Annotated in this window: 34 protein-coding genes; 15 read left to right on the top strand and 19 right to left on the bottom strand. The window is 61.1% G+C overall.

The window, feature by feature from the left end; all coding sequences use genetic code 11:
- The first annotated feature begins 263 nt into the window (after positions 1-263).
- On the top strand, positions 264-1,577 hold the full coding sequence (locus BM031_RS22840) for a tyrosine-type recombinase/integrase (protein WP_091876911.1): 1,314 nt from the start codon (positions 264-266) through the stop codon (positions 1,575-1,577).
- Complete coding sequence (locus tag BM031_RS25310; protein WP_143084684.1) at positions 1,574-2,494, top strand: hypothetical protein; 921 nt, start codon at positions 1,574-1,576, stop codon at positions 2,492-2,494. Before BM031_RS22840 ends, BM031_RS25310 begins: the two co-directional genes overlap by 4 nt.
- A gap of 7 nt (positions 2,495-2,501) precedes the next feature.
- Here BM031_RS25310 and BM031_RS22835 read toward each other — a convergent pair whose 3' ends face one another.
- The 19 genes from BM031_RS22835 to BM031_RS22740 all read right to left on the bottom strand — a co-directional run bounded on the left by BM031_RS22835 (position 2,502) and on the right by BM031_RS22740 (position 10,722).
- Positions 2,502-2,726 carry a helix-turn-helix transcriptional regulator gene (locus BM031_RS22835; RefSeq protein WP_091876909.1) on the bottom strand — a complete coding sequence of 75 codons (225 nt, stop codon included), beginning with the start codon at positions 2,724-2,726 and terminating at the stop codon, positions 2,502-2,504.
- 215 nt (positions 2,727-2,941) lie between these two features.
- A complete protein-coding gene (locus BM031_RS25710) occupies positions 2,942-3,286 on the bottom strand; it encodes a hypothetical protein (protein WP_177207872.1) in 345 nt (114 codons plus the stop codon).
- Positions 3,286-3,585, bottom strand: a complete 300-nt coding sequence (locus tag BM031_RS22820) for a hypothetical protein (protein ID WP_091876905.1) — start codon at positions 3,583-3,585, stop codon at positions 3,286-3,288. The genes BM031_RS25710 and BM031_RS22820 overlap by 1 nt, the downstream gene beginning before the upstream one ends.
- A gap of 130 nt (positions 3,586-3,715) precedes the next feature.
- A complete protein-coding gene (locus BM031_RS22815; RefSeq protein WP_091876902.1) occupies positions 3,716-4,003 on the bottom strand; it encodes a hypothetical protein in 288 nt (95 codons plus the stop codon).
- Complete coding sequence (locus BM031_RS22810) at positions 4,000-4,233, bottom strand: hypothetical protein (protein WP_091876900.1); 234 nt, start codon at positions 4,231-4,233, stop codon at positions 4,000-4,002. Before BM031_RS22810 ends, BM031_RS22815 begins: the two co-directional genes overlap by 4 nt.
- A complete protein-coding gene (locus BM031_RS22805) occupies positions 4,230-5,081 on the bottom strand; it encodes a DNA adenine methylase (protein ID WP_091876897.1) in 852 nt (283 codons plus the stop codon). Before BM031_RS22805 ends, BM031_RS22810 begins: the two co-directional genes overlap by 4 nt.
- Positions 5,081-5,269, bottom strand: a complete 189-nt coding sequence (locus BM031_RS22800; protein ID WP_091876895.1) for a hypothetical protein — start codon at positions 5,267-5,269, stop codon at positions 5,081-5,083. Before BM031_RS22800 ends, BM031_RS22805 begins: the two co-directional genes overlap by 1 nt.
- Positions 5,266-5,496, bottom strand: coding sequence for a DUF551 domain-containing protein (locus BM031_RS22795; protein ID WP_177207871.1), 231 nt, complete (start codon positions 5,494-5,496; stop codon positions 5,266-5,268). The genes BM031_RS22800 and BM031_RS22795 overlap by 4 nt, the downstream gene beginning before the upstream one ends.
- A 7-nt stretch (positions 5,497-5,503) precedes the next feature.
- Positions 5,504-5,911, bottom strand: a complete 408-nt coding sequence (locus BM031_RS22790) for a hypothetical protein (protein WP_091876891.1) — start codon at positions 5,909-5,911, stop codon at positions 5,504-5,506.
- A 14-nt stretch (positions 5,912-5,925) separates the two neighbouring features.
- Entirely contained in the window at positions 5,926-6,801 is an 876-nt protein-coding gene (locus BM031_RS22785) for a DUF2303 family protein (RefSeq protein ID WP_091876889.1), read from the bottom strand.
- Positions 6,798-7,148: a YfdP family phage-associated protein gene (locus BM031_RS22780; protein WP_091876887.1), complete on the bottom strand. Its 351-nt coding sequence runs from the start codon at positions 7,146-7,148 to the stop codon at positions 6,798-6,800. The genes BM031_RS22785 and BM031_RS22780 overlap by 4 nt, the downstream gene beginning before the upstream one ends.
- Complete coding sequence (locus BM031_RS22775) at positions 7,145-7,342, bottom strand: hypothetical protein (RefSeq protein WP_091876885.1); 198 nt, start codon at positions 7,340-7,342, stop codon at positions 7,145-7,147. Before BM031_RS22775 ends, BM031_RS22780 begins: the two co-directional genes overlap by 4 nt.
- 21 nt (positions 7,343-7,363) lie before the next feature.
- Positions 7,364-8,197 carry a ParB/RepB/Spo0J family partition protein gene (locus tag BM031_RS22770; protein ID WP_177207870.1) on the bottom strand — a complete coding sequence of 278 codons (834 nt, stop codon included), beginning with the start codon at positions 8,195-8,197 and terminating at the stop codon, positions 7,364-7,366.
- Positions 8,198-8,217: 20 nt separating this feature from the next.
- Positions 8,218-8,541: a hypothetical protein gene (locus BM031_RS22765; RefSeq protein ID WP_091876881.1), complete on the bottom strand. Its 324-nt coding sequence runs from the start codon at positions 8,539-8,541 to the stop codon at positions 8,218-8,220.
- Positions 8,541-8,732, bottom strand: coding sequence for a hypothetical protein (locus tag BM031_RS22760; RefSeq protein ID WP_091876879.1), 192 nt, complete (start codon positions 8,730-8,732; stop codon positions 8,541-8,543). Before BM031_RS22760 ends, BM031_RS22765 begins: the two co-directional genes overlap by 1 nt.
- Before the next feature lie 95 nt (positions 8,733-8,827).
- Complete coding sequence (locus BM031_RS22755) at positions 8,828-9,037, bottom strand: hypothetical protein (protein ID WP_091876877.1); 210 nt, start codon at positions 9,035-9,037, stop codon at positions 8,828-8,830.
- A complete protein-coding gene (locus BM031_RS25705; protein WP_177207869.1) occupies positions 9,037-9,189 on the bottom strand; it encodes a hypothetical protein in 153 nt (50 codons plus the stop codon). Before BM031_RS25705 ends, BM031_RS22755 begins: the two co-directional genes overlap by 1 nt.
- A 490-nt stretch (positions 9,190-9,679) precedes the next feature.
- Positions 9,680-9,970, bottom strand: coding sequence for a hypothetical protein (locus BM031_RS22745; RefSeq protein ID WP_091876874.1), 291 nt, complete (start codon positions 9,968-9,970; stop codon positions 9,680-9,682).
- Complete coding sequence (locus BM031_RS22740; protein ID WP_091876872.1) at positions 9,970-10,722, bottom strand: XRE family transcriptional regulator; 753 nt, start codon at positions 10,720-10,722, stop codon at positions 9,970-9,972. The genes BM031_RS22745 and BM031_RS22740 overlap by 1 nt, the downstream gene beginning before the upstream one ends.
- 522 nt (positions 10,723-11,244) lie before the next feature.
- On the opposite strand from BM031_RS22740, the gene BM031_RS22735 reads away from it, so the two are divergent.
- The 13 genes from BM031_RS22735 to BM031_RS22675 all read left to right on the top strand — a co-directional run bounded on the left by BM031_RS22735 (position 11,245) and on the right by BM031_RS22675 (position 24,098).
- Entirely contained in the window at positions 11,245-11,733 is a 489-nt protein-coding gene (locus BM031_RS22735) for a YmfL family putative regulatory protein (protein WP_307187520.1), read from the top strand.
- A 25-nt stretch (positions 11,734-11,758) separates the two neighbouring features.
- Positions 11,759-11,899: a hypothetical protein gene (locus tag BM031_RS25700; RefSeq protein ID WP_177207867.1), complete on the top strand. Its 141-nt coding sequence runs from the start codon at positions 11,759-11,761 to the stop codon at positions 11,897-11,899.
- Positions 11,886-14,633, top strand: a complete 2,748-nt coding sequence (locus BM031_RS22725) for a DUF5906 domain-containing protein (RefSeq protein WP_091876865.1) — start codon at positions 11,886-11,888, stop codon at positions 14,631-14,633. The genes BM031_RS25700 and BM031_RS22725 overlap by 14 nt, the downstream gene beginning before the upstream one ends.
- A gap of 297 nt (positions 14,634-14,930) precedes the next feature.
- Positions 14,931-15,680 (top strand): hypothetical protein, encoded by a 750-nt coding sequence (locus BM031_RS22720; RefSeq protein ID WP_091876863.1) that lies wholly within the window; start codon positions 14,931-14,933, stop codon positions 15,678-15,680.
- Positions 15,681-15,736: 56 nt separating this feature from the next.
- The gene (locus BM031_RS22715) at positions 15,737-16,294 is read left to right on the top strand and encodes an HD domain-containing protein (protein WP_229409155.1); all 558 of its coding nucleotides are present in this window, start codon (positions 15,737-15,739) and stop codon (positions 16,292-16,294) included.
- A 126-nt stretch (positions 16,295-16,420) separates the two neighbouring features.
- The gene (locus BM031_RS22710; RefSeq protein ID WP_091876859.1) at positions 16,421-16,987 is read left to right on the top strand and encodes a type 1 periplasmic-binding domain-containing protein; all 567 of its coding nucleotides are present in this window, start codon (positions 16,421-16,423) and stop codon (positions 16,985-16,987) included.
- Positions 16,984-18,975, top strand: coding sequence for a phage terminase large subunit family protein (locus BM031_RS22705; RefSeq protein ID WP_091876857.1), 1,992 nt, complete (start codon positions 16,984-16,986; stop codon positions 18,973-18,975). The genes BM031_RS22710 and BM031_RS22705 overlap by 4 nt, the downstream gene beginning before the upstream one ends.
- Entirely contained in the window at positions 18,972-19,265 is a 294-nt protein-coding gene (locus BM031_RS22700) for a Mor transcription activator family protein (protein WP_229409154.1), read from the top strand. Before BM031_RS22705 ends, BM031_RS22700 begins: the two co-directional genes overlap by 4 nt.
- Before the next feature lie 50 nt (positions 19,266-19,315).
- Entirely contained in the window at positions 19,316-19,528 is a 213-nt protein-coding gene (locus BM031_RS22695) for a phage head-tail joining protein (RefSeq protein ID WP_091876853.1), read from the top strand.
- Positions 19,528-20,994, top strand: coding sequence for a phage portal protein (locus tag BM031_RS22690; RefSeq protein WP_091876851.1), 1,467 nt, complete (start codon positions 19,528-19,530; stop codon positions 20,992-20,994). The genes BM031_RS22695 and BM031_RS22690 overlap by 1 nt, the downstream gene beginning before the upstream one ends.
- 14 nt (positions 20,995-21,008) lie before the next feature.
- Positions 21,009-21,503, top strand: a complete 495-nt coding sequence (locus BM031_RS22685; protein WP_091876849.1) for a hypothetical protein — start codon at positions 21,009-21,011, stop codon at positions 21,501-21,503.
- 105 nt (positions 21,504-21,608) lie between these two features.
- Positions 21,609-22,616 carry a hypothetical protein gene (locus tag BM031_RS22680; RefSeq protein WP_091876848.1) on the top strand — a complete coding sequence of 336 codons (1,008 nt, stop codon included), beginning with the start codon at positions 21,609-21,611 and terminating at the stop codon, positions 22,614-22,616.
- Positions 22,617-24,098, top strand: coding sequence for a putative Ig domain-containing protein (locus tag BM031_RS22675; RefSeq protein WP_091876846.1), 1,482 nt, complete (start codon positions 22,617-22,619; stop codon positions 24,096-24,098).

Here is a 24,098-nt window from a genome sequence, read left to right as displayed (position 1 = left end):
TGCATCATAGGGGTAATCTTGCTTTTGCCGATATCGGTAACCTGTTGATCTAGCGGCATTTGTTCAGCTAAGTCCATGTTCTATAAGGGTGTGCGGTGATCAGGGCGCGGAGTCGAATCTAGTCACGACACTCCACTACAAACCACAACACTCCATATTTTAGCGTAGCTTTTTGAGTTCACTCATCAGCAGGTTACGCTACAATCTCCGGTCATTAGAGTCGGCTAGTAGAAAGCTACGCCGGCGTTACGCCGAGAGGGAACATGCAATTCGATGCGAAGGCCGCCAAGCTCCTCGAGCCCGGCCAACACTTTACCATTTCCGAGTGCCCAGGGCTGCGCCTGGAGGCGACCACTACGACTCGTTCGTGGACATATCGGTACAAGAGCCCGATCGACAGCAAGATGCGCCAAGTGAAGATCGGCACCTGGCCGGCGATGTCGGCAGTGAAAGCCCAAGTCGAATGGGAGGCGCTGCGCGACTTACGGGCGGCAGGACGAGACCCAGCTACCGAGCGGCGGGCCACCCGTGAGCAAGAGCGAGCTGCGGTTAACGCGGCCCGGGAGGCTGTGGCGCGCCGCGCATCGGTGCGCGGCTTGTGGAAGCTGTACTTCGAGGGACATGTGCTGAAGAACCGCAAGCCGAAGGGCATTGAAGAGACCCGGCGGACGATCGAGAAGGTGCTCGGTGAACATCCGGCCTTCGCTGAGATGGACCCGCCGAAGGTCACCAGGGCGGTCGCGTTCGACATCCTGCAGGCCTACGTCGACACGCCCGTCCAGGCCGGTCGGATCCGCATGGAGCTCGGCGCCGCATGGGAGTACGGGCACGACGCGGGCCGGCTCGACCCAGAAGTGCCGAACTGGTGGCGTCAGCTCATGCGCGGGAAGCTGCGCAGCAAGGGGCGCGTGCGCGAGGGCGAGCGTATCGGAACCAGTAAGCGTGTGCTCAGCGCGGAGGAGATCGGAACTCTAATCCCATGGCTGCCTAACTTTTCGCGGCTAGTGGAGGACGTCGTCACGCTCTACATGTGGACGTGTACCCGCGGAAGCGAGATCGTGGAAATGGAAGTGAATGAAATCACACGCGAAAAAGACGGCCTCTGGTGGACGATCCCGAAAGCGAAGACGAAAAACTCATGGCGCGATCAGGCCGTTGACTTGCGCGTTCCTTTGGTTGGCCGGGCCGAGGCGATCGTGAGGCGGCGCATGGAGGTGGTCAAGGCAGGGTACATATTTCCGTCGACAGGGCGCAGCGGGCATGTCGAGCAGAAGAACATCAGTGCGATGGTCTGGATGCACCAGCCGTATTCAACCACCCGGCCAGAGTATCGGCGCACCCGGCTACCCGTGTCGCACTGGTCCGTGCACGACCTGCGCCGGACCGGCCGTACGCAACTAACCGCGCTGGGTTGCGATTCAGACGTTGCTGAGGCAGTGATTGGCCACATGCCGACAGGAATAAAGGGGGTATACGACCTACACCGCTACGACAACGAGAGGCGTCAGTGGTTAACCAAGCTTAGCGAACACTACGAAAGCTTGGCTAAGAACGAAGCAGATAGAAAGACATTATGAGCGAATACTATTTACGGCTTAACGCGCTATCACGCCCAAAGAAAGTCGAGATCACAGCCGAGCAGTTTGAGGATATTCGATGTGCCGTCAATATCCAAGTCGAGTCTCTATACATCGAACAGAAATATGACTTTGTCATGGAGAACTACCTGGAATTTGAAGACAGTATTCTAAGGTGTGGTTTGGTTGATATGTTGATTGGCGGTCGAGATAGGAAGGAATTCAATGCGAATACTGCCTTGTTCAATCGACGAATAATGAACTTGCTTACCGCATATAAGACCTATGACGATACCCACCTTCAGCATTTCAATCGAATTTTCCAACGAGATCGAGAGGTCTTGCGCAAAGCGAAGAGTTCACTCTCTCAAGAATTCGATGGCCGGGTCGGGTACTGGATGATTCCGAAGATTCGAAACTATGTTCAGCATCAGGGTTTTCCTATACACGGGTCTGCCTATGGATCTCGTTGGGTTAAGGATAGTCATGGTATCGAGCGAAATCGTTACACCGTCAATCTTTACATATCACCCGACGAGTTAAGTGATGGCAAATTTAATTTAGAAATCCGTGAGCGCTTTGCTAGAATGCGAAAAAAGGTCGACCTAAAATTTCTTATTAGGGATTTTATGGAAGGTTTTTCGGCGGCGCACGTGCGTAATCGTGAAATACTGACGGAGAGACTAGAATGGTCAAGCGAGTTCATATCTAGTGTTATTCAAGATTTTCTTCTCGCCACAGGTTACAGATCGTCAGTCGCATTATCGGCGTTTAGTTCTGATGATCGGTTGAGCGTCGCCCATTTTGCAAATGAGCAGCGTCTTTATCTCGTTCGAAAAAATACTGTGTTGACGAGGCTGACTGATAGGTATATCTCAAATGAGCTCGAAAGTAAGGATGTTGATTTGGGAGGCTGACCACGCATCAGCTTCCGGTAGATCGGCGAGAAGAATTGGAGGGCGGCGGCAGATCGGACACCGGCCGGCCTTCTGCCCAATCTTCGACCTCGCGTACCAGCCAAGCAACACGGCGGCCAGATAGCTGCCGCGGCTTTGGGAATTCGCCTTGCCGCACTAAGCGTTGAACGGTAGTCGCGGCAAGGGCAACAGCCCCTGCGACCGCCTCAAGTTCAAGATAAAGTGGTTTCACAACTTAGTTCTTTCTCTGATCGATTGCCTGTTCGGAAGCAGGTTTGTTCGCTCGGCGCTCGCGCTCAAGCATCATCGAATCCGCTACGGACGCAGCCCAGTGCGCCAAGTCCCGCGGCGAGCTACAGCCGCTGGCCTCATTGCCTGTGACGCCTGCGACTGCGTTCGCTGCGAAATAGTCCCACAGCGTGGCCTCCTTCATCAGCGGCTGTGCGCTCATACTCCCGCTGCCCCTTGGGCAGGTGCTCTATCGGCCTGGGTGTCGATCACTGCTTGCATGTAGTCCAGGCATTCCAACGCCTTCGGCTCGCTCTCGAATACGTCCCGCGCCTGCTCAATCAGGTCTTTCGCGCGAACACCCTGCATTCGATGTACTGCTGCGACGACTTCGGCTATCTCGTACTGGTGCCGTGCGCCAAAGAGAATCGCGGCAATATCCTGCATGCCTCTCACGAAGCGGTCCTTACGAACGATTTTGCCGTCGTCCCGGATCTCGTATTCATCGGGTTTACCTTCGCGGTACTGAGGTGCACGTAGGTCTTGTTCGGTAACTTCACGCATCACGCGGTCCCTTCCTGACCTGCTGCACCTATGTCAGTTGGCTTAGCTGCGTCGAAGCCTTCCATTTCGGCGACGGTGATGTACGCCCTGCGCTGAGTCCCCGGGATTAGGATGCATAGTTCGCCTTTGCGCGGACCGCGCTTAGCTTCTCGGAACTCAGCGCCGGTTACCTCCATCACGTCCCGTTGGTTCCCATTGCCCAGCCAGCCCGCGCTGTAAAGGCGGAAGTAAGTGGTGGTTGGCGCCAGCTTTTGCAACGCTAGTTTGCCGAAGGTGGTGTCTGCAAAGAGGTCTTCCATCACGCTATTACTTTCTCGCCTGAACTGGCGGTGAATCGTTTTAATGGGCAGGCGGGCAAATGTCCGGCGCCTTGGGGCTGGCCGCAGCGCACACATACGCAGGGAGAGCGAGTGATAGCGTAAGTGAGCATCAGGCGTCTCCTCGCTTCGCAAGCGCGGTCACTTGCACGGAGGTTTGTTGGTCGCCATCGAGAGGACACATCCTGACCTGCGGCCTGAGAAACATCGGAATAGCTTGCCGCTGGCTCGGCAGATCCGTGCCTTCAGGGCCCGGCGTGTCGACCAGGTCCATGAAGTGGCCGAGCAGGGCGTTGCGGTACTGCTGCGTGGACTGGAACGTCGCAGCGTAGCTGTCGTTGGCGATCAGGTTGCGCAGCGCGCGCAGCATCACGTCGCTCATCGTTTCCGTCTTGATCATGTGGTTCCTGCTGGTTTGATTTGAACTTCGGCACTGTCGATGCCGGCTGCACTTCCGGCCAAGTAGACCGTCATCGAAACGCGGCCGCCGTCTTGGTGGAGCGACAGGCCGTTGATGAAGCGGTGCAAGCCCTGGTGGAGCACGGGCCGTGCGCAGTGCGCGGACTTGAGCAGCAGCAGCTGGTGTTTGTAGGCCGTTGGATCCAGCGGGGTGTCCTGGCTGTCGTTCATGCGAACATCCTCTGTTGCACTGTCTGCTGCTCGAGCGCCGCGGCACACGCGGGGTTTAGCCAAACCACTTCGGTCGACGCCTTGCCGTGATCAGCCATGTGACGTCGCTCGCAACGGATCCAGTCGGCGTAAAGCTCATCGTCGTATAACGGGCTTGGATAGCCCGATAGCACGACCATGCTCGTCGCTGCATGCAAGGCCGCTGCTAAGTTGCGGTGATCGTCATCGGTCATCTCGTGTCGGTAGCCACGGCTAGCTGCTCGGGTGCTGTGGCAGTACGGCGGGTCCACGTAGATCAGGGTATTGGGAGTGTCCATCCGCTTGACGATCGTGACTGCATCGCAGTTTTCGATGAGCACGCCCTGCAGCCTGCGCGTGAAGGACGGAATAGCGTCAGGCCACGACGAGTACTCGATCGCGGGCAGCACGCGGCCGTCGGTCAACTTTGACCGGAACCCAGTTCTGTGAGGACGCGTCGCCGAGTCGCTGCCGAAGCCCAGGTATGCCTTCGTGACAAGCTTGTGCGCACGGTCCATATCGTCGATTGGCTGCTCGTAGGCCCAGTTGAATTCGTCGCGGGCAAAGGGCGTGAGTGCAACCCGGCGTTGCAACTCGAGCGCTTGGTCGGGATCTCGAAGGATGCGGAACAGGTTGACCACTTCCCCGTCCAGATCGTTGTAGACCTCGGCGCCAACGCGCGGCTTTTGCAACAACACGGAGGCAGCGCCGCCAAATGGCTCAACGTAGACGGTGTGCTCTGGGAAGAAGGACAGGATCCACGGCGCCAGTCGGAACTTCCCCCCGTGATATCGCAGTACGGGGCGCGATGGTTTTTCTGAAAGCTTCATCAGGCTGCCTTTTTCGCCTTGGCTTGCTGCTGCGCGCACGTGCCGCAGGCCCCGTGCTGAACAAGCTGCTTGGCCGTGACGATCTTGCCGCAGGCGCACTGCTTGCGACGTAGGCTGATCGGTGTCGTGGTAGCGGTATTCTTGCGGAAGCGCTCGAGGCCTCCGGCGCTGAGGGTTCCGAATTTCATGCGGCGCTCCTGAGAGGTGCGGCCGGCAGATGGGCCCAATGCGTGACGCGCTCACCGGCCGGCCTTGCGCTGACGTCGTACCAAAGGTCCTCAGAACGCCAGCCGATCCAGACCTCTTCGCCGTCCAGAACTATCATCACGGTGGTTTCGTCATCCGGTAGCACATCGGCCACTTCGAACCATTCGATTGCGGCCGATGTGCTGCTGGCCTGTTTAGTATTCGTCATTTCGTTCCTACTGTTGCGGGCCATCTGTGCTGATCACGAAGAACGCCTCCACCTCAGCCACCGCGCGCGCCAGGCGCTGCAGCGGGACGCGATGCAGTCCGGCGTCAACGTTCGCGAGCGCCTGGCGGAGCTGAGCGGTCTCCTGGGTCTCCACGGTGATGCTGCTCGACTGCTCATAGCGATCGCAGATAACGTTCATGGTGTCGGTAACCGGGTCCAGCAGCTGGGCGGTCAGCCCGGCGCGGTTGAGTGAGGCCAGGATCTTCGAGAGCGTGTTGTATGCATCGATCGAAGGGCGGGCAATCAGGGATTCACCCGCCATGCGCACTTCAAGCGCGAGCCGGTCGCGCGTCTCTGTCGCCATCGGCACGTTGGCCTTGGCCTGGAACTGTGGGCGCTTGTGAACTCTTGGCATGGCGGGCTCGCTGCTTACGGCTTGCCGATGAGCACGGAGAAGCCGTTCTCGCGGGCCTGGTTGATGTACGCCTGGAAGGCGTCTTCGATCGCGTTCTCGGCGCGGTCCAGCTCGTACCAGAATTTGACCTTGCCGCTGAGGAGGCGATACTTCAGGCGGGCGCGGACTTTGTAGCCGTCGCCGTTCTTGAACAGCCGGGCGCCAATGGTGAACTCGCGTGGGATCTCGATAAGGCCGGTACCTGCGCGTGCGTCGATGGTCTCGTTGTACGTGAACTGCACCTGGCCGTTGTCGAGGCGGCGGTGGCTGGCGAAGTTGACCTCGGTCTTCGCCTGCAGGGTCAATGCGACCTGCAGCAGCGTCTCGCCGGAAGGCTCGACCACGTCAGCGATGTTGTCTTCCAGGAAGATGGCGAACTCTTCCTGTTCCATCGGCTTTTTGTTGAAGCTCATCCAGGTGGCGAACTCGCGGCTGAGCTCAGCCTTGAACACGGCGCGCAGGTCACGCCAGCCAGCGGTCGAGCCCGACTTGACGTGGTCGTTCAGCACCGCCGTGAGCGTGCGCGCTTCTGGATCGGCGTAGATGTAGACGTCCGACGTGACGCCCTGGTCGGCGACGAACACATTGAAGCTGTGGATGTCGCCCAGCTGCACGGTGCCGCTCTTGCGGCGTGGCGCGGTGCCGGCCCGCTCAATGGCGGTCGTCAGGTCGATGTGCTTGTGCTCGTTCGGGATCACCAGGTGGGTGGTGCCGCCAATCTCCTGCACGGAGCTGGCCGCCAGCGACAGAGCGCCGATCTGTTCGATCGCGGTGGCATCGATGTGGAAGTGTTCCTGCGTGCTGGCGGTGCCGGCCACGAGGCCGATGGTTTCGTTTTTGTTATCGTTCACTTCGAGGCTTCCTTAAACGTCGTCGGTTGAGGGGTGGTCGCTTCACGCAGCGGGAGCGAGTGCTGACGCGGGTGGTTGCGGGACAGGTCGTTCTCCTCGGTCAGCCAGAAGAAGTCCTCGCCGCGTTCCGGCTTCGGCAGGGTCACGGTGATGCTGTCGGCGATGACGATCTTGTCGACGTCCGAGCCGCGGCCGGCAGGCTTGACCTTGAGCTTCAGGGTGATCTCGCCACCCTTGCCGGTTTCCTTGACCTTTTCCAGGAGCGCTGCCATCTGGGCGGTCAGCTCGGTGTGGGTGCGTCCATCGCGCAGCTCCTGGAGGAAGAGGGCGAAAGCCTTCGAGCTCATGCCGCCTCCGCGTGCGTCAAGTCATTCACGGGAACACGCCACGGCGCGCCGCTGAGGGTGCCGGCCACGCGCACCAGGGCGACCTTGGCGCCGTTGGTGAGGTCCGTCTTGATCTCGTGGACGGTGCCGGTCTGTGGGCCGTCTTCGCTGTCGAATTTGACAGTGGAGCCGGGGCCGATTGGGTCTTTCTTCATGCTGGTCCTTTCAGGCTGTGGTTATTGGTGACCAGCAGCGGCCGTGAGCAGGGCGCGCAGGTCGGTGGTGTCGCCAGCGCTTGCCGGGACAGAAATGGTGATGCTGAAATCGCGCGTATCGGTAACGACGCCGAACGGTTCAACTTGGCCGTTGGCCAGCAGCCATTCGAGCAACTGCTTGTCGCTTACCTTGCTGCTTTTTCCCTTCGCGAGAGCCTTGGGCGTAACCTTGGTCTTCCCGGCGGCCTGGGCGGCTTCCACACCTTCCTTGATGACGGCACCCGCCTTGCTCCCGTGCTCCTTGACGATCTTTAGCGCTGCGGTGCCCGAGATCTGACCGGCGTTCACCGCCTGGTGCACGTCGCTATTCGCCTCGCCCAGAAGGACCATGTCCTTCACGTGCTGGACGGACTTGCCGCGGCGGTCGGCGATCTGCTTCTCGGTCCAGCCGAAGCCAATCAACTTGCGGTACTGGACGCCGAGCTGCAGCGGCGTGAGTGCCAGGCCGGAGGCGCTGTTGAGCATGTGGGCGACGCGATCGGCGTCGTTCCCGCGGAACTGGCGGCAGTCGAGCACCTTGATCTCGAAGCCCTTCGCGATCGCGTCGAGCGCTGCGGCGTGCCGGTGGTGGCCATCCACGATCAGGATGCGCCCGTCGTCGACGCGCACGTCCAGTGGCGGGAAGGTTGCGCCGTTGCGCAGTGCCAGCGACATCTCGGCTACGTGGTCGGCGTTCAGCGGGCGGGCATTGAAACCTTCTTCGACCTCCAGCGCGCGTGGGTCGATCGCGAATTGGGTCGTCTTCGACACTGCCGGGTTGGTCTTGTCTTCGGCTGCGGCCTTCAGTGAGGCCATGTGGTTTGCGTATGCCATGGTTATTTGCCTTTGGTATGCAGGCTATTGGTGCCGCGCAAGACGATGGCAACCATCAGCAGATCCATAGCGACCGCGAAACGCTCTGCGGGCAGCGCCTTCAATCGAGCGAATAACCGGTCGCCATGATCCACGTTGGAATGGGCGCGACGTTCTACCTCGGGCGTAAAGTCGCTGAATCGAGGCATTGCCATGTTCGGAAGAAGCTGGGTAATCCTGAGCTTTTCCTCGAGGTAGCTGAGCAGCTCCTGGGCAAGCTTGCAGTCCTCCTGATCCACCTTTGGGGGCGGCACCGAGTCGCTATGTGCGTGGTTATGCTGATTCATTATTTTTCGTTATCGTTGGCCTGCAGCTTCTTCACGTCGACACACGCGCGGCGCTGCATGTGCCGGCGGGCGACGGCCTCCAAGATGATCTTGAGGCTCGGGTTCTTCAGCATCTCGTCCAGGTGGGCAGCCGTTTGAAGCTTGGCGTGCGCCACTTCGAGTGCTGCCCGGTCTGGGACGAGGCTATGCATGTCAGTACATGCGGAGCTTGATGGCCTGGCGGACCGCCGTGAGGCGGGGCAGGCCAATGAAGCGGTAGTAGCGGTAGAGAGCGAAGAAGCCCATGTCAGGCTCCTGCTGCAGATGGTTGTGGTTGCGGCGCGGCGAACAGGTTCCAGAGCGCCTTGTCCAACTCGCTTTCGCCCATCGACTCCATCGAGCCAGACAGCTTGGCAATGAAGGAGTGGAGGCGATACTCGACGCTGCGCGGCTCTTCCTTAGCAGCTTCGGTAGCGCACCGGAGGATGGTGCTACGCATCTTGGCTACGGTCGTCATCACTGCACCTCGCAGCTGGTGACGGTGATGCCACAAGGGACATCTGCAAAGCGGGACGCAGCATCTTCGGCAGCCTGGCCAGCCGAAGCGGCGAGCGCGCTGTAGACGTACGGGGCAGTGCCGGTTTGGACGGTGACGTGGAAGGTCTTCATGTGAGCTCCATCAACTTAATGAAGGCAACTATACACGAATGGATAATTTAAGCAATACGCGAATGAATAGTTTGTGTCGTGAAAACGCCTCGTCTACTCAGGAGGAGGCAATCTACTTAGTGACTACGCGTTGGGTACGAGCGCGATGCCGCAGTGCTTGCACTTGCGAGCGTCTTTGTAGACGAACTCGCGACAGTCAGGACAGCGGACGTGGGTATCGGGAGTCGGAGCGTTGGGGTCGCGCGGTGCAACTTTTTGCGAGGGGAGGACGGCAACTAATATTAGCGCAATGAAGCTGAAAAGGAAGCCGAGGATAAGCCAGCCGAAGGTTGACCGCCCCTTTGAGCTGGCGACGATCGCAGTAGCGACCGAGCATATGAGCCAAAAACCGAAAAATTCCATTTCTTCCTACCATCATGACGGCATCTCAGCGTGCCGTTTCGCACTTCAAGTATAGGGGCCCTGAACCTAGGAAGACTCACCGATTCTTTCAAAACGGTAGCTCTTCCTCTTTTTCTGGGGGTGGGATACTGAGGTCAAGCTCGTTCAAATCTAAGTACTCGAGCTGGATCAGGGCCAGTAGCCTATGCGTCTCGAAGGGCGCGTATGCCTGGAAGCCGTTGCCTTGAATAGAGACGAGCATGATTGGATGGATCGGGAAGTACGGCTGAATCCTGGCAATAAGGTCCGCTCCGTGCGTAGGAGTCGTGTACTCTGATGGCACCACCGCTACGAGGATGGGTGAGCCGTACGGCGTGACCTCTGCGACTCGAATTTTCATTAGATAAAGTCCGCTTCCATACGAACCACGCGCCCGATGATTTCGGTGCTCTCGTCCACAGGCCGACTGCGGTACTCAGGTAGGGGATTGTCCGAGGAAAGATGCCAGCGGCCTGATACCAACTCCAGTCGCTTCACTACTGGCCGGTCGTTATGGTTCACTGCATAGAGCTGCCCATCCGCCAGGTTACGAGGGTCACAATCTGCAGTATTAACAATTACGACATTTCCCTTGCGGAGGGTGGGGTACATGCTGTCACCCTTGACACGGATGCCGACCAGCTTAGAAGGAATCAGACGCTTTTCTAAGATCCAATCGAGCGGCACACTTCGAACCAAGTGATCGTCATACTCAATATCGCCGCCGTGTCCATTGAGACCAGCATGAATGAAGCGCGCCACTAGCCGGATGGCAACGAACTTGACTGCTTCGTCGTCCACTGAAATATTCATAACCTCGGCTTCTTGAGGCGCCTCACCTGGCGTCCTGGCCATCTGGCCAGTTCCATCAGTCAGCCATTGCACAGACACGTTACAAGCTTGAGCAAGGGCCGTGAGCGTGTTCGTCTCGGGTCCCTTCTTGCCGGTCCCCTTCAAGATTCTGTTGATTGTCGGCTGCGGAATGCCCGAGGCGCGCGCAAGCGCGTTCTGCGACAGGATTCCTGCTGCCTGCATCGCTTGGTCTAGCCTTGATGAGATGGTCATCTCGCGACTATACGCGGGCGTATAGGGCGCACACAACACGCTATTCATTCGTGGATTGCTTTCCTATTCATTCGCGTATATGCTACGGGTTATGGACAAAGACCCTTCGACCCTTCTTCGAGAAATCAAGACCGCGACAACGTGGAGCGAAACCAAGTTGGCGTCTGAACTCAAGATGTCTCAGCCGACAGTGAATCGCATCTTGAACGGTCAAGCACGATGCCTGAGCACCACGCTCTCGGCGATCGTGGGGCTTCATGTTCAGTACTGCGAAGGTCCAAAGCGACGATCTTCCGACACGGCAGGGGACACGGCAGCCCCCGAGCCGAGTTCATAACTCCACACCGTATGGCCGCAGATCTTGGCGGCCGACAGGGTAAGCAAACGCCCTGATCGAACAAACAAGGTTACCTGAAAAATTAGAGCATTCCGTTTGCGCTCCCTGATGAGCCTTTGAAGCAAGCGTGACTTTATGCCGCGTAAAGAGTTGCACATAGGAAATCATTTGTCTTCGGAATGGTTTTCGAGCAGAAATGATAACGATTTGACGGCGGTTGCAATACCCAAGAGATGGAAGGAAATACTGTGGAAATGTTGACTGCATACCAAGACATGATCAAGGTGCACGGCTGGACCGGCACTGCGGCGACGCTCGGCATGACCAGGTCGCAGCTGGAGGCGCGCGTGTACGAGGTAAAAGGCTCGGGCATGCGCGTCTCTACGGCGCTCCTGATCCAGGCACACGCTGGCACCTCGCACTTTGCGCAAGCCGTGGCCGCCGCCTCCGGTGGCGTGTTCATGGAGCTTCCTGACGCTGATGGTGTCACCGGCGAAGCACTGCATCAAAAATTCCACGAGTTGTATTCCGAGCTTGGCGCGCTGTCAGCCGAATACACCGAGGCGGTCAAAGACGGCGTCATCAGCTCAAGTGAGCGAAGGACACTCGAAGACATCGCGCAGCAGATGCACAAAACGATGAAGGAGCTCATGGCATTGATGTTTCACATCTACTGCCATAAGCCGACCGTCATCAACGGCACAGATGGTCATGGCCGCTAATCCGACGATGACACTGGATCGCGCTGTGATCGAACAATCCCGTCGCACTTACCGCGACGCGCCACCGGCCGCTGCGCCGGTCGACAAGGCCCGCGTCCTCGCGCACCTGCAGACGCAACTGGCGTTGCTCGAGGCGAGCAGGGAGGTGGCCCATGGCGACGCTTGAGCAGATCATCGACCAGATGAGCGACGCGGGCCTGCCGCCGCTTCCTTCCGGCCATCCTGTCGTCGACGGCAAGATCCACCGATTTGGCCGCGATAAGAAGGCGTGGTACGTGCTGCGCGAGATCGATCTGCGCAGCGGGAAGCGTGTCGTCACCGGCAGCTTCGGCATTTGGCGCGGCGACGATAACAATGCCATTCCGGTCAAGCTCGATTGGGATGGCGTCACCGCGGAAGATCGTGCGGAAGCCGAACGTAAGCAGGCGGAACACCAGCGGGCCGAGGCCGAGCAGAAGCTGCGCGACGCCGAGCTGGCGGCCAACCGTGCCCGGGTGGCCTGGGGTGATGCCAGTAACGCGACCGACGTCGAGCCGCACGACTACCTCGAGCGCAAGCGCATTACGTGCGAAGGCACGCGCATCGACGCCAAGGGCCAATTGCTGGTCCCGGCGCGCAAATACAGCGGCACCGGCGCGGTGCTGGCCGGGCTGCAGAAGATCGCCGCCGATGGCGGCAAGCGCTTCAGCTCCGGCATGGACATGATCGGGGCGTGCTGCCTGCTCGGCAAGGTCAACCAGGACACCCCTCTGATCGAGATCGGCGAGGGCTATGCCACCTGCGAAACGGTGCGCATGGCCACCGGCTTCGACACCCCGGCCATGGTCGCCTTCAATGCGGGCAACCTGCTGGCCGTCGCGCAGCAGCTGCGCAGCGACTTCCCGAACACGCATCTGCTGCTCTTAGCTGACGACGACATGCGCGTTGTGGCGCGCCTGCGCGAAGCCCTTCTCAAGGACTTCGAAGCCGAATGGGATCCGGTGGTCGACGGCGCGGATCACCAGGTCGAGGCGAAGAACGGCGACATCGTCCAGGTCCGCGCCACCTGGCGCCGTGATGCGACCGACACCGACTATATCGAGGCGGACATCCGCGCCGGCCGCAGGGTCCAGCTGCGCAAGTTCGAGAACGCCGGGATCTCGCGCGCCCGCGCCGCGGCCCGCGCCGTCGGCAACGCGTCGGTGGTGTGCCCGGTGTTCACCGACCGGGCTCCGGACAGCAAGGATTCCGATTTCAACGACCTGTTCCTGGCCGAGTCGCTGGACGTGGTGCGCGACCAGGTGCGGGCCGCACGCTCCCGCGCCCTCATCGTTGCACCCGCCGGCGCCCTGGATGACGACGTACCGGCCCATTTCGACGATACGCCTGCGCCAGGCGCACTGCCTGCTTCCCCGGCCCCCTCGGTACCGGCGGAGCCTGTGATGAAGGGAATCTTCACGCTTCAATGGGCGCTGGAGCATTGCGCCCTTGTGCACGGCTCGACAGACGTCTGGGATTCGCTCAACAAGCTGCGCATGAAGCGCGCTGCCTTCGTTGACATGATGGGCAAAGAGGGCGCGGCGGCCTGGTCGTCGCATGCCGATCGCCGCGCGATCAGCCCACGCAACCTGCCCAAGACCATCCGCGGCGTTGCCGTCGACGAAGGGGGGGCGGGGGCCGACAACATCGTCATGATGCTGGACCGGTACACGCTGCTGTACGGGACCAAGACCGTGTGGGACGCCGAGAAGCGCACCGTCATCGCCTACGATGCGATGGCACTGGCCCGCGGTTCAGACCTGGCGTCACGCTGGATCGGTCACCCGATGCACCGCGAGGTCGACCTCGACAAGCTGGTATTCGACCCGACCCAGCGCGTGGACCTGGACACGCACATCAACATGTTCCAGGGCTTCCCGCTCACGCCGAAGAAAGACCAGGCCAAGGCGGATCTCGCCCTGGGCCTCCTGTACAGCCTGTGCAGCAGCGAGGCGAACTGCGACGAGATCTTCCACTGGGTGCTGTCCTGGCTTGCCTACCCGTTGCAGCACCCGGGCGCCAAGATGCAGACCGCGCTTCTGTTCTTCGGCGAGAAGCAGGGCACCGGCAAGAGCCTGTTCTTCGAAGGGATCATCAAGCCGATCTACGGTGAGCACGGTGCCACCGGCGGGCAGCATCAGCTCGAGGCGCAGTACACCCACTGGCGGTCGCAGAAGCTGTTTGTGCTGTTCGAAGAGATCCTGTCCAGGCAGGACAAGTACAGCCACTTCGGCCTGATCAAGCACATGATCACGGGCCGCGACATGCCGATCAGCCAGAAGTTCAAGGATGACCGCACCGAGGCGAATCACATGAACGTGGTGATGCTGTCGAACGAGTTCCAGGCGGTGCCGATCGAGCCGGAAGACCGGCGCTTTGAAGTGGTCGAGGCGCGCAATCCCCTCGACCCCTCGCTGCTGAAGGACATCCAGGCCGCACTGGACGACGGGCTGAGCGCAGCTTTCTACGCCTTCCTGCTCGACTACCCGATAGGCGACTTCACGCCGCACACCAAACCGATCATGACGGCGTCGAAGGAACGGATGATCAACTTCGGGCGGCCCGACTGGGAGGCATTCTTCCTGGCCTGGGCCGCGGGCGAGCTCAACGTGCCGTACTGCTCCTGCCTGTCCGAAGACCTGTATCTGGCGTACTCGCGCTACTGCAAGCGGTATGGCTTCCGGGCCATGACGCTTACCAGGTTCGCCGAGCTCATTGCCCAGCGAATCAAGAAGGATCGGCAGTGGGTGACGATCGGCAGCTCGGCCAAGCGGCTGCTCACGGTGTTCCATGTCCCGCAGCCGGAAGGCGAAGACCCCAAGTCGCTCAGCCAGCAGTGTGAGCGCTTCCGCAAGCTCGACGAGATCGAAGGCACGGCATGAGCCACGTCCATTCGATTACAGGGGTTAACGTCCAGTCCCGGAAGTGCGTAACGCTGAAAGCCAGTATCCATGCGGGTCTTACAGGGTTAACAGGGTTAACAGGGGTCGAGCGCGCGCACATGATGAATTCGAGACAAAAGCGCCAAGGCCTATCGAATCCTCTCATGTGTAGCAACTACCACGTTAACCCTGTTAACCCTGTTAAGAGCCAGTCTCCATGCGGCTTTCGACGTAACACGGTCTGCTGTTCAGTCCGATAACCCCTGTAAAAGCACCGAAAGAGAGCGCGAAATGCGGATGAACATCAAGACCACCTTCCCGGCCATGGCCGACAGGATCAGCGGGCTGGGCCGGCAAGGTCCGTTCGTTGCTGCCGTGTCGCTGACCCGTACCGCGAAGGATGTCCAGGCTGCGATCAAGGACGAAATGCGCACAGCTTTCGACCGGCCGACCGCGTACGCCCTGAACGGTACGTTTCTCAAGGCCGCAACGAAGACCAGCCTCGAGGCGCGCGTCTGGGTCAAGGACAACCCATTCGGCAAGGGCACGCCGGCCGATCGCTTCCTGCTGCCGCAGATCCTTGGCGGTGGCCGTGGGCACAAGGGTGCTGAGCGCCTGCTGCAGGCCAACGGGCTGATGCCTGCCGGCTGGTTCCTGGTGCCGGGCGAGGGCGCCCAGCTGGACGGCAACGGCAACATCCGCCGCAGCCAGATCACCCAGATCCTGTCGCAGCTGAAGGTGCAGCGCGGTGCTGGCCACGAGTCACGCGCTACCGGCAGCCAGCGTTCGAACCGCACGATCGCGCGCCAGGGCGTGACCTACTTCGCCCTGCCTAACGGGAACCGCGGCCTGCCACCTGGTGTGTACCTGAAGCGCCGCTTTGCGCATGGCAGTGCCATCCGCCCGGTATTCGTGTTCGTGTCGAAGGTCGAGTACCAGGCACGGCTCAAGTTCCACGAGGTCGGCGAGGCCACCGTACAGGCCCGCTTCCCGGTCCACTTCGATGCGGAGTGGGCGAAGGCAGTGGCCAGCACCCGTCTGCGATAACAACAACGCCATGCCGCCCGGCGATGAGGGCGGTACCCAGCGACAAGGACAACACGATGAGCAGTCACCACCCAATGCGGCCCGACATCCTGACCAACTCGGGCCACTACTTCAACTTCATGGCGCCTGAGAAGTCCCTGTTCGGGATCGACGATATCGCCCACGCGCTGTCGCACGTCTGCCGCTTCACTGGCCACGTCCACACGTTCTACTCGGTCGCACAGCACTCCGTGCTGGTGAGCCAGGTCGTGCCGCCACGGCATGCCCTAGCTGGCCTGCTGCACGACGCTGCCGAAGCATTCATCGGCGACGTATCACGACCGCTCAAGGCGCTGCTGCCCGACTACAAGGTGATCGAGAAGCGCGTCGAGCACGCGGTGTTGACCCGCTTCGGCATCGATCCGCAGCTGCCGCCGGAGATCAAGATGGCCGACATCATCCTGCTCAAGACCGAGCAGCGCGACCTGATGACCAGGCGCGCGACCGACTGGGGAATCCTGGAAGGCGTGACCGCTCTGCCGGAAACCATTGTCCCGATGACGCCGGTGAAAGCGAAGGCTGCGTTCCTGGCGCGTTACCGCGAACTTTGCTGCGGATCGGCGCCCGGGTCGTGACCCACCCCCCCCGGGGGTTAGGTTCTTCCCGGGGTATGGCTGGCAAGGGTAATTCAGGCCCCGTCAGCGCACTAGCGGAACCCGAAAACATTTCCTGACAAACATCCTGACAACGCACCGAAACACATGCCGAACCTGACAACCATTGCCGACTGGGCCAAGCTGGTGGGTATCTCCCGCCAGTCCGGGTACGCTGCCGTCGAGCGCTGCGGGATTCCCGTGACGGATGGGAAGGTCGACGCCGAGTACGCGACCCACCTGTACCAGAAGAACACCCGGCAGCGCGCCAACGGCAACCGCTCTGACCCCCTGGCAAACGGGGCGCAGCCCGGGCCGTCGGCGGGTGCGGGAGGGACGGGAGGTCCGGAGTCTCCAGCGAAGGTGCCTGGGTATGATTCGAGCCGCGCGCGCCGGGAGGCCGCGGAGGCAACGCTGGCCGAGCTCAAGCTGGCCGAGCAGGCCGGCCAGTTCCTGGTCAAGAGCGAGGTCGATGCGGCCGTGTTCGAGGCGGCGCGTGCACTGCGCGACGGTCTGGTGAACTGCGCCCGCCGTATTGCCGCCGACGTTGCAGCGCTGGGCACGGCCGACGAATGCGAGGCCGTGATCGAACGCGAGCACCGCCTCCTGCTCGAAAGTCTGGCGCACGGCTTCAGCGAGAAGCTTGGCGCCCAGGTAGAGGGCGCGCTCGAATGATTGGCTTCGCATCAGCTGCCGGTGTCGTACAGCCCGCGCTGGCCCGCGGCCTGGCGCCGGATCCGAACATGACGGTCGATGCCTGGGCCGACCAGTACATGATCATCCCGAAGGAGTCGGGCGCGAATGAGTCAGGTAAGTACCGGACCAGCCGTACGCCGCACGCGCGCGCCGTGATGGAAGCGCTGTCCGATTCCCACTGGTGCAAGACCGTCGCGCTGATGGGCGCGTCCCAGATGCTCAAGACCCAGGTTGGCCTGAACTGGTTCTGCGCCAGCGTGCACCAGTCGCCGGCCAACTTCCTATGGATTCTCCCGACCGGCAAACTGGCCAAGCGTACCAGCGCGCGGGTGAGCAAGACCATCGCCGCGGTGCCCGAAGTGCGCGAGCGGGTTGCCGCTCCGCGATCGCGCGACTCCGTCAATACGCTCGATACCAAGGAATACATCGGCGGCTCGCTGCACATCGTCACTGCCGGGGCGGCGGCTAACTTGTCCGAGATCCCGGCGCGCCGCGTGCTGTTCGACGAGGTCGACCGCGCGGAAAACAACGTGAACGGGGAGGGCGACCCTGTTGCCCTGGCCAAGGCCCGCCAGACAACGTTCGAGCGCAACCGCAAGAGCTACTTCCCCAGCTCGCCGACGATCACCGGTCAGTCAATCATCGAGAGCCTGTACCAGCAGGGCACCCAGCAGGAGGCGCTGGCCGAATGCGTGCACTGCGCCCATGCGCAGCCGCTGGTGTTCGAGCGCCTGCAGCAGGACGACGAGGGACGCGCCATCTACCCTTGCGTCGACTGCGGGGCCGCAATGTACGAGACCGACAAGAACCGCATGTTCGCTGGCGGTCTTTGGTCGCACGGCGTTCCCGGCGACGGTGAGACGGTAAGCTTCACGATCAACGCCATGTTCGCGCCCTATGGCTGGTTGCCGTGGATCGCCATGTTGCGCGAGTACCGGGCCGCCCGGGCAAAGCTGGACGAGGGCAGCGAGGAACTGATGATCACGTTCTACAACACGCGCCTGGCGCGGTGCTGGGAGCGGAAGAAAGAGCAGACCAAGGCAGGCGAGCTGCAGGCGCGCGCCGAGGAATACAAGTGCGGCACCGTGCCGAAGGGGGGCTTGATCCTGACCGCGACCGTTGACACCCAGCCCGACCGCTTCGAGCTCAAGGTCGTGGCCTGGGGCGAGGGCATGGAAGCTTGGATCGTCGACTACCAGGTGATCGCCGGCTCGCCCTCCGACCAGGCCACCCAGGACAAGCTCGAGGAAGCGTTGCAGATTCGATACCGCCACCACGGCGGCCGAATGCTGGCGATCGCTGCAGCCTTTATCGACTCGGGCGGCGCCAATACGCACGACGTATACAACTTCACCCGCACCCGACAGTACCGCAACGTGTACGCCATCAAAGGTGCCTCCACCCTGAACAAGCCGATCCTGAGCGCCAAGCCATCCCTGGTAGACGTGAGCTGGCAGGGCAAGGTCATGCCCCACGGCGCCAAGCTGTGGCTGATCGGCACCGATACGGCGAAGGACTACCTGGCCGCCCGCTACCACCTCGCTAGTGGGCCGGGCGCCATCCACTTTCCGAGTGACCTGCCGAAAGAATATTACGAGCAGTTGACCGCCGAGTATTGCGTGAACGTCTACAAGCGCGGTCGGAAAGTTCGGATCTGGGAGAAGAAGAAGAGCGACCGTAACGAGGCCGGTGACCTGATGGTCTACGCCGTCGCCTGCGCACAGTATCTGGGGCTGCACAAAAAGACAGCAGCGCAATGGAAAACCGTGCGCGCCGTCGTGGACCCGGATACACCCGACATGTTCGACCAGCCGGCGGTTGCTGAAGACGGAGAGACCGTCCTCGCGGCCGCTGCAGTTCCATCACCCACACCACAAAACAATACGGGATCCGACCCATGGCAGCCGACAGCGAAACCCTCCCCGACATCCAGCGTACCGCGCCGGCCCGCCGGGAGACAGTGGTGAGCGACGTCATCCTCGATAACTCTGACCTGGTCGACCGGATCTTCGAATTCATCGTGCTCGAGTTCCCAGACATGCGCGCGCGCGCGGAGGAGCTCAAGCAAATGGCGCGACGCGAGTTCGCGGGCATCGAGACCTATATCCCCCGCCGATCGCAGGCCGAGCGCGACAAGGTTGTGCAAGACGTGCTCAAGATGTTCGACGGCCGCAATGCCGCCGAGGTCGGCCGTCGCCTGCACCTGAGCCGGGCGACGGTGTACCGGATCATCAAGACTTCAGGGCGGAGCAAATAGAGTCTCAGTTTTCCGAGAATTGAGACAGCCGTGTCGCTACCCTTGGCGGCATGGCCATATCTCAATCAGACCTCGACGCGCTCGATGCAGCAATCGCCTCCGGCGCCCTGGTGGTGGAGTTCGACGGCCGCAAGCTCACTTACCAAAACACTGCACAGCTGATCGCCGCGCGTGACCATACCGCCAAGGTGCTGAGCGGCGGCATGCAGAATCGCGGCCCTCGCCTTTTTAATTTCCGCTTTACCACGTCCCGGGGCGACTGATGCCGAATCTGATCGATCGCATCGTAGGCTGGGTCAACCCTCACGCAGGCATTGCGCGCCACTTCGCTCGCCGCCAGCTCGAACGCGCCTATGAGGCGGCCAGCCCCCGCGACAGCTGGCGCCCGCGCCGAGCCGGCGCGAGTGCCAACGCGGACCACCGCGCCGACGCCAAGACCCTGCGCACCAAGGCTCGCGCCCTGGTGCAGAACGTCCCCTACATCTGGGCCGGGCTGGATGGTTTGGCTGTGGCCACCGTAGGCGCCGGTATCATCCCGCGCGCGACCGGCCGCGAGAAGGACAAAATCAACTTGCTGCTCAAGGAGTGGTGGAAGGTGTGCGACGCTGACGGCCGCTTCGATTTCTTCGGATTGGTGAAAGCAGCCTACGTCGCCATGGAGCGGGACGGCGAAGTGCTCGTGCGCTTGCGTTCAAGGCGGCCGACCGACGGTTTGCCGGTGCCGCTGCAGCTCCAGCTACTGGAAATTGACTGGATCGACGATGCACGCTCGGGCACGTTCAATGGCAATCAGATCATCAACGGCATCGAGTACGACATGCTCGGGGCCGTGGCAGCCTACTACCTGTGGGACCAGCATCCCGGCGAAGTGGCCGTAGTGCGTGGGCGCGCGCAAAGCCAGCGCGTTCCGGGCAAGGACCTCATCCACCTGTTCAACCCGGACCGTCCCGGTCAAGGCCGTGGCTTCACCCGCCTAGCTCCGGTGATCAGTCGAACGCGCGACCTGCAACTGTACGAAGACGCTGAACTGGCGCGCAAGAACTTGGAAACACGGTTGTCAGTGCTGGCAAGCGGGGACCTGACCACTATGGACAACCCGGCTGGAATGGGCGAAGCGGGTGGCGTGCAAGGGCAGGGCGCGCGTGACCTGGGCGAGCTGGGTGGTGGTGGAATCGTAGGCATGCCCGCTGGGATGAACTTCACGGTTGTTGAGCCGAAAGCCGCTCCAGGTTACGTCGATTACCTCAAATTCAATTTGCACTTGATCGCCGCTGGCATGGGCGTGCCGTATCACCTGCTTACTGGCGACATGAATGAAGTCAACTTCAGTAGTGCGCGCGTGCGCCTGCTGGACTTCCGCCGCGCAGTCACCCAGATGCAATGGCTTACGTTGATCCCCAAGCTGCTAGTGCCAATTCACGACGCCTTCATCGAGCACGCCTATTTGGCCGGAAAGATCCAAGTCCGCGACAAGGCGGTCGACTTCAGCCCGCCGAAGTGGGACTACGTCAATCCGGAGCAGGACGTGAAAGCCGACCTGGCCGAGATCAGCGGCGGACTCGCCAGCATCAGCGAGAAGCTTCGTCAGCGTGGCTACGACCCCGACGTCGTTTTCGCTGAGCTGAAAGGCGACATCGACAAGTTGCGCGCGCTTGGAATCCTTGATGTGATGCTTTTCCTGCAACGCGGAAATCTTCCGACTCAGCAGACAACCGACAAGAACTCGTAGAACAAGGACAGAACATGGCCGTTACCTCCGCCGACATCAAATACCGCCTGTCTGGCGGCGCTGGGAATACCTCTGCGATCGCATCGCTTGGCGGCGCGAAATCGTCGCAGCCAGCATCGGCCTCCCTGTTCGATTCCGTTTCTGGTGCCGAGGCAGTGGCCGGCGACACGGAATACCGCTGCATCTACGTGCACAACGCCAGCACGACCACCGCGATGGCGAACGCCGTGCTGTGGCTGACTGCGAACACGCCAAGCGGCTCGACCGACATCAACGTTGGCCTGGGCACCAGCGCAATCAACGGCACCGAGCAAACCGTCGCGAACGAGAACACCGCACCCTCGGGCGTGACCTTCACGATCTCCGCGACCAAGGCATCCGGCCTGGCGCTCGGGAATATCCCGCCTGGCCAGCACCGCGCTGTGTGGCTGCGGCGCGTCGTGAGCGGTGGCGCGCCGGCCGCGACCACGGACACCGCCAGCATTCGCGTTGAGTGCGAGGCTGGCTAAATGACGGCGAGGAACGTCACATATAGTGGGGCGTCGCCCATCTATGGCGGCATGGATGCGCCTGGTGGGGGGGGTGGGGAACTGCCAGAAGGGTCTCCTGCATGGATGGAAGGCGCGCAGATCGGTGTGTGGGGGCAAATCCCCAATACCAGCGGCGCAGGAACCGCAGCCATTGATGCCTTCTCCGGGATTGCTGTCAAACAGGATACGAGCGAACTATTCATCATGCTCGCTGGCGGCCATGGCGCGACCTACGATAACCGTGTCGTCAGTCTCCCGCTATTGAACGACGCGCCTTCCTGGGTATTGCGCAAAGCTTCATCGACTTCCTTCGCCGCCGATTCCGCTTATTACCCCGACGGGCTTCCCTGTTCGCGTCATACCTATGTCGGCGGCTTCTGGGTTCCAGAGCGCAATCGCCTGATGATTCATGGATTTTTCGGCACCGAGCCGAATGCCTATTCGGGCTTGACCGTGGACGGTTTCAATCCTGCCACGAACCAGTGGGACGCAGCCGGAACGTGGGCGAATATCCCGGCAGACCGTGGAAGCTATGGAACGGCGCGGGGCAAGAACGGACGTATTTGGCTGCGCGGCGGCGCGTATTACGATCCGATCACCAACACTTACGGCGACACGGGCCTGACGAACTGGGTAACGACCTACTCGCGCTTCCCTCAAGTCTATGACCCTAGTCGTGAGATCGTCTTTAACCTGCAATGGGGCGATGGGCAGGGCGGCGGTGTCGATTCGATGGTGTGCACGAAGCTGACAGCAGCAGGCGTGCAAACCCATGTCACATTCAACGCCAGCGCAGCCTACACCCAATTCCTGGCCGACAAGTCGCCATATGCGGGCATGGCCTACGACCCAGATAACGACCGATTCCTGTGGTATTCGGGAGTTGGCTCGGCTGCGGGGCGGGTCTACGTCATCACCCCGAATTCTGGCGGCGTGTGGGATATGTCGATCCTGGCCGGCGCTGGCACTCTGCCTGCCTCACCTGCCGGCGGCTCCGGCCTGAACGGTCGAATTCACTACATTCCGGCACTGAAATGCATCATCTGTCTGCCGAAAGCGGCGGACAACATTTACTTCTTGAGGACGGCATAAATGGCGCAAATCTACAATAGCAATCTTGATGCCGTCACCCTCGGCAGTACCCCCGCAGGTTGGGTTGCGCTCTCTGGTGCATTCATCGTGCAGGATGCCGCAGGCGGTGGCCGTCCCGTTTCAGGCACCCGTGCAACTTTCACGCAGGCAGAAGACGGAAAGAATTCCCTGTACACCGCTGCTGGTGCGCTAGCGAACATGGAAATCCAGCATAGCCATAAGGTCTATATTGCTGGTGGTGATGTCAGCATGAACTACCTCTGGCTGCGCGCGAATGCAGATGTGTCCATCGGATACCGCATCGACTTCATTTACTCAGGCGGTAACTTGCAGGCGCACACGCTGCGATTCGGCGCCGGTGGATTCTCCACAGCCATGACGGGCGCGCCATTTGCCGTCGCCACCAACGATCTTGTCTACATTGCGGCGCGCATCGTCGGCGGAGTGATTAGCGTTTACATGTGGAAGTCCACGGGAAGCCGCCCAGCCACGCCAACGTTCACGCTGACCGATGCCAGTCCGATTGCGGCGGCAGGCTATCCTGGGTTCAGCAGCCATACCGGCACCACTTCCGCCGCCGCGTCGTCGGATGACATTATCGTGGACGACATGGCTGCTGATACCCTTGCCCCCGTCCTATCCAGCCCGACTGGCACTTCTTCTGGCGCAACCACCGGCACCGCTTCGGTCTCGACAAACGAGGGCGCAGGCACGGCTTGGTGCTTGACCCTGGCGGCATCGGCAAGTGATCCAGACGGTCCGACCATCGAGGCATCCGGCACGTCCAAGAGCATCACCGCGACAGGCGTGCAATCGTGGCCGACGCGCACGAGTCTGACAACCGGTGTCCCTGTGAAAAACTGGTTCTACCAGAAAGACCCATCCGGGAACGGCTCCAACGTGGTCAGCTCGGCCAGCTTCACGCCGACTGCATCGAACGCCGCGCCGACCTTCACGGGCAACATCGCAAACATCACCGGCACCGGGGGCGCCGCAATCACGCCCGTGACCGTAGCCAGCGCGTTTGCAGATACCGACGCCCTGACCTACAGCGCGAGCCCCGGCGGTACGGCTTGGCCTTCTGGCTTGACGATCAACCCGACCACCGGGGCAATCAGCGGCACCGTGGGCACCTCGACCACGACGGGCCTCAAGGTGCGGGCGACCGACACGGCGTCGCAGACCGTGGATTCGAATGCGTTTAGCGTGACGATGTCGGCGGCGCCGGTGGCTGGCACGCTGACCACGCAGGACTTCAAGAACGGCACGGGCCAGGTGCTGGCGAACCTCACCGGCCTCAACGTGTCCGTCTTGGCAGTTCCTTCGGGCGCCTTCGTGAAGTCGTTCGCCAGCGAGACCACCGACGCAGGCGGCTTCAACTCGGTCACCGACGCACTGATCGTGCCGGGAACCAAGTACGCGCACATCACCATCAACTCTGCCGGCACCGTCATCGGAGCCGAATTGATTACGGCCACCTGA

The sequence above is a fragment of the Massilia yuzhufengensis genome, assembly GCF_900112225.1.
GTDB classification, from domain to species: Bacteria; Pseudomonadota; Gammaproteobacteria; order Burkholderiales; family Burkholderiaceae_D; genus Telluria; species Telluria yuzhufengensis.
Note: the sequence above shows the minus strand (reverse complement) of the source record. Positions and strands in the feature narration are given on the sequence as shown.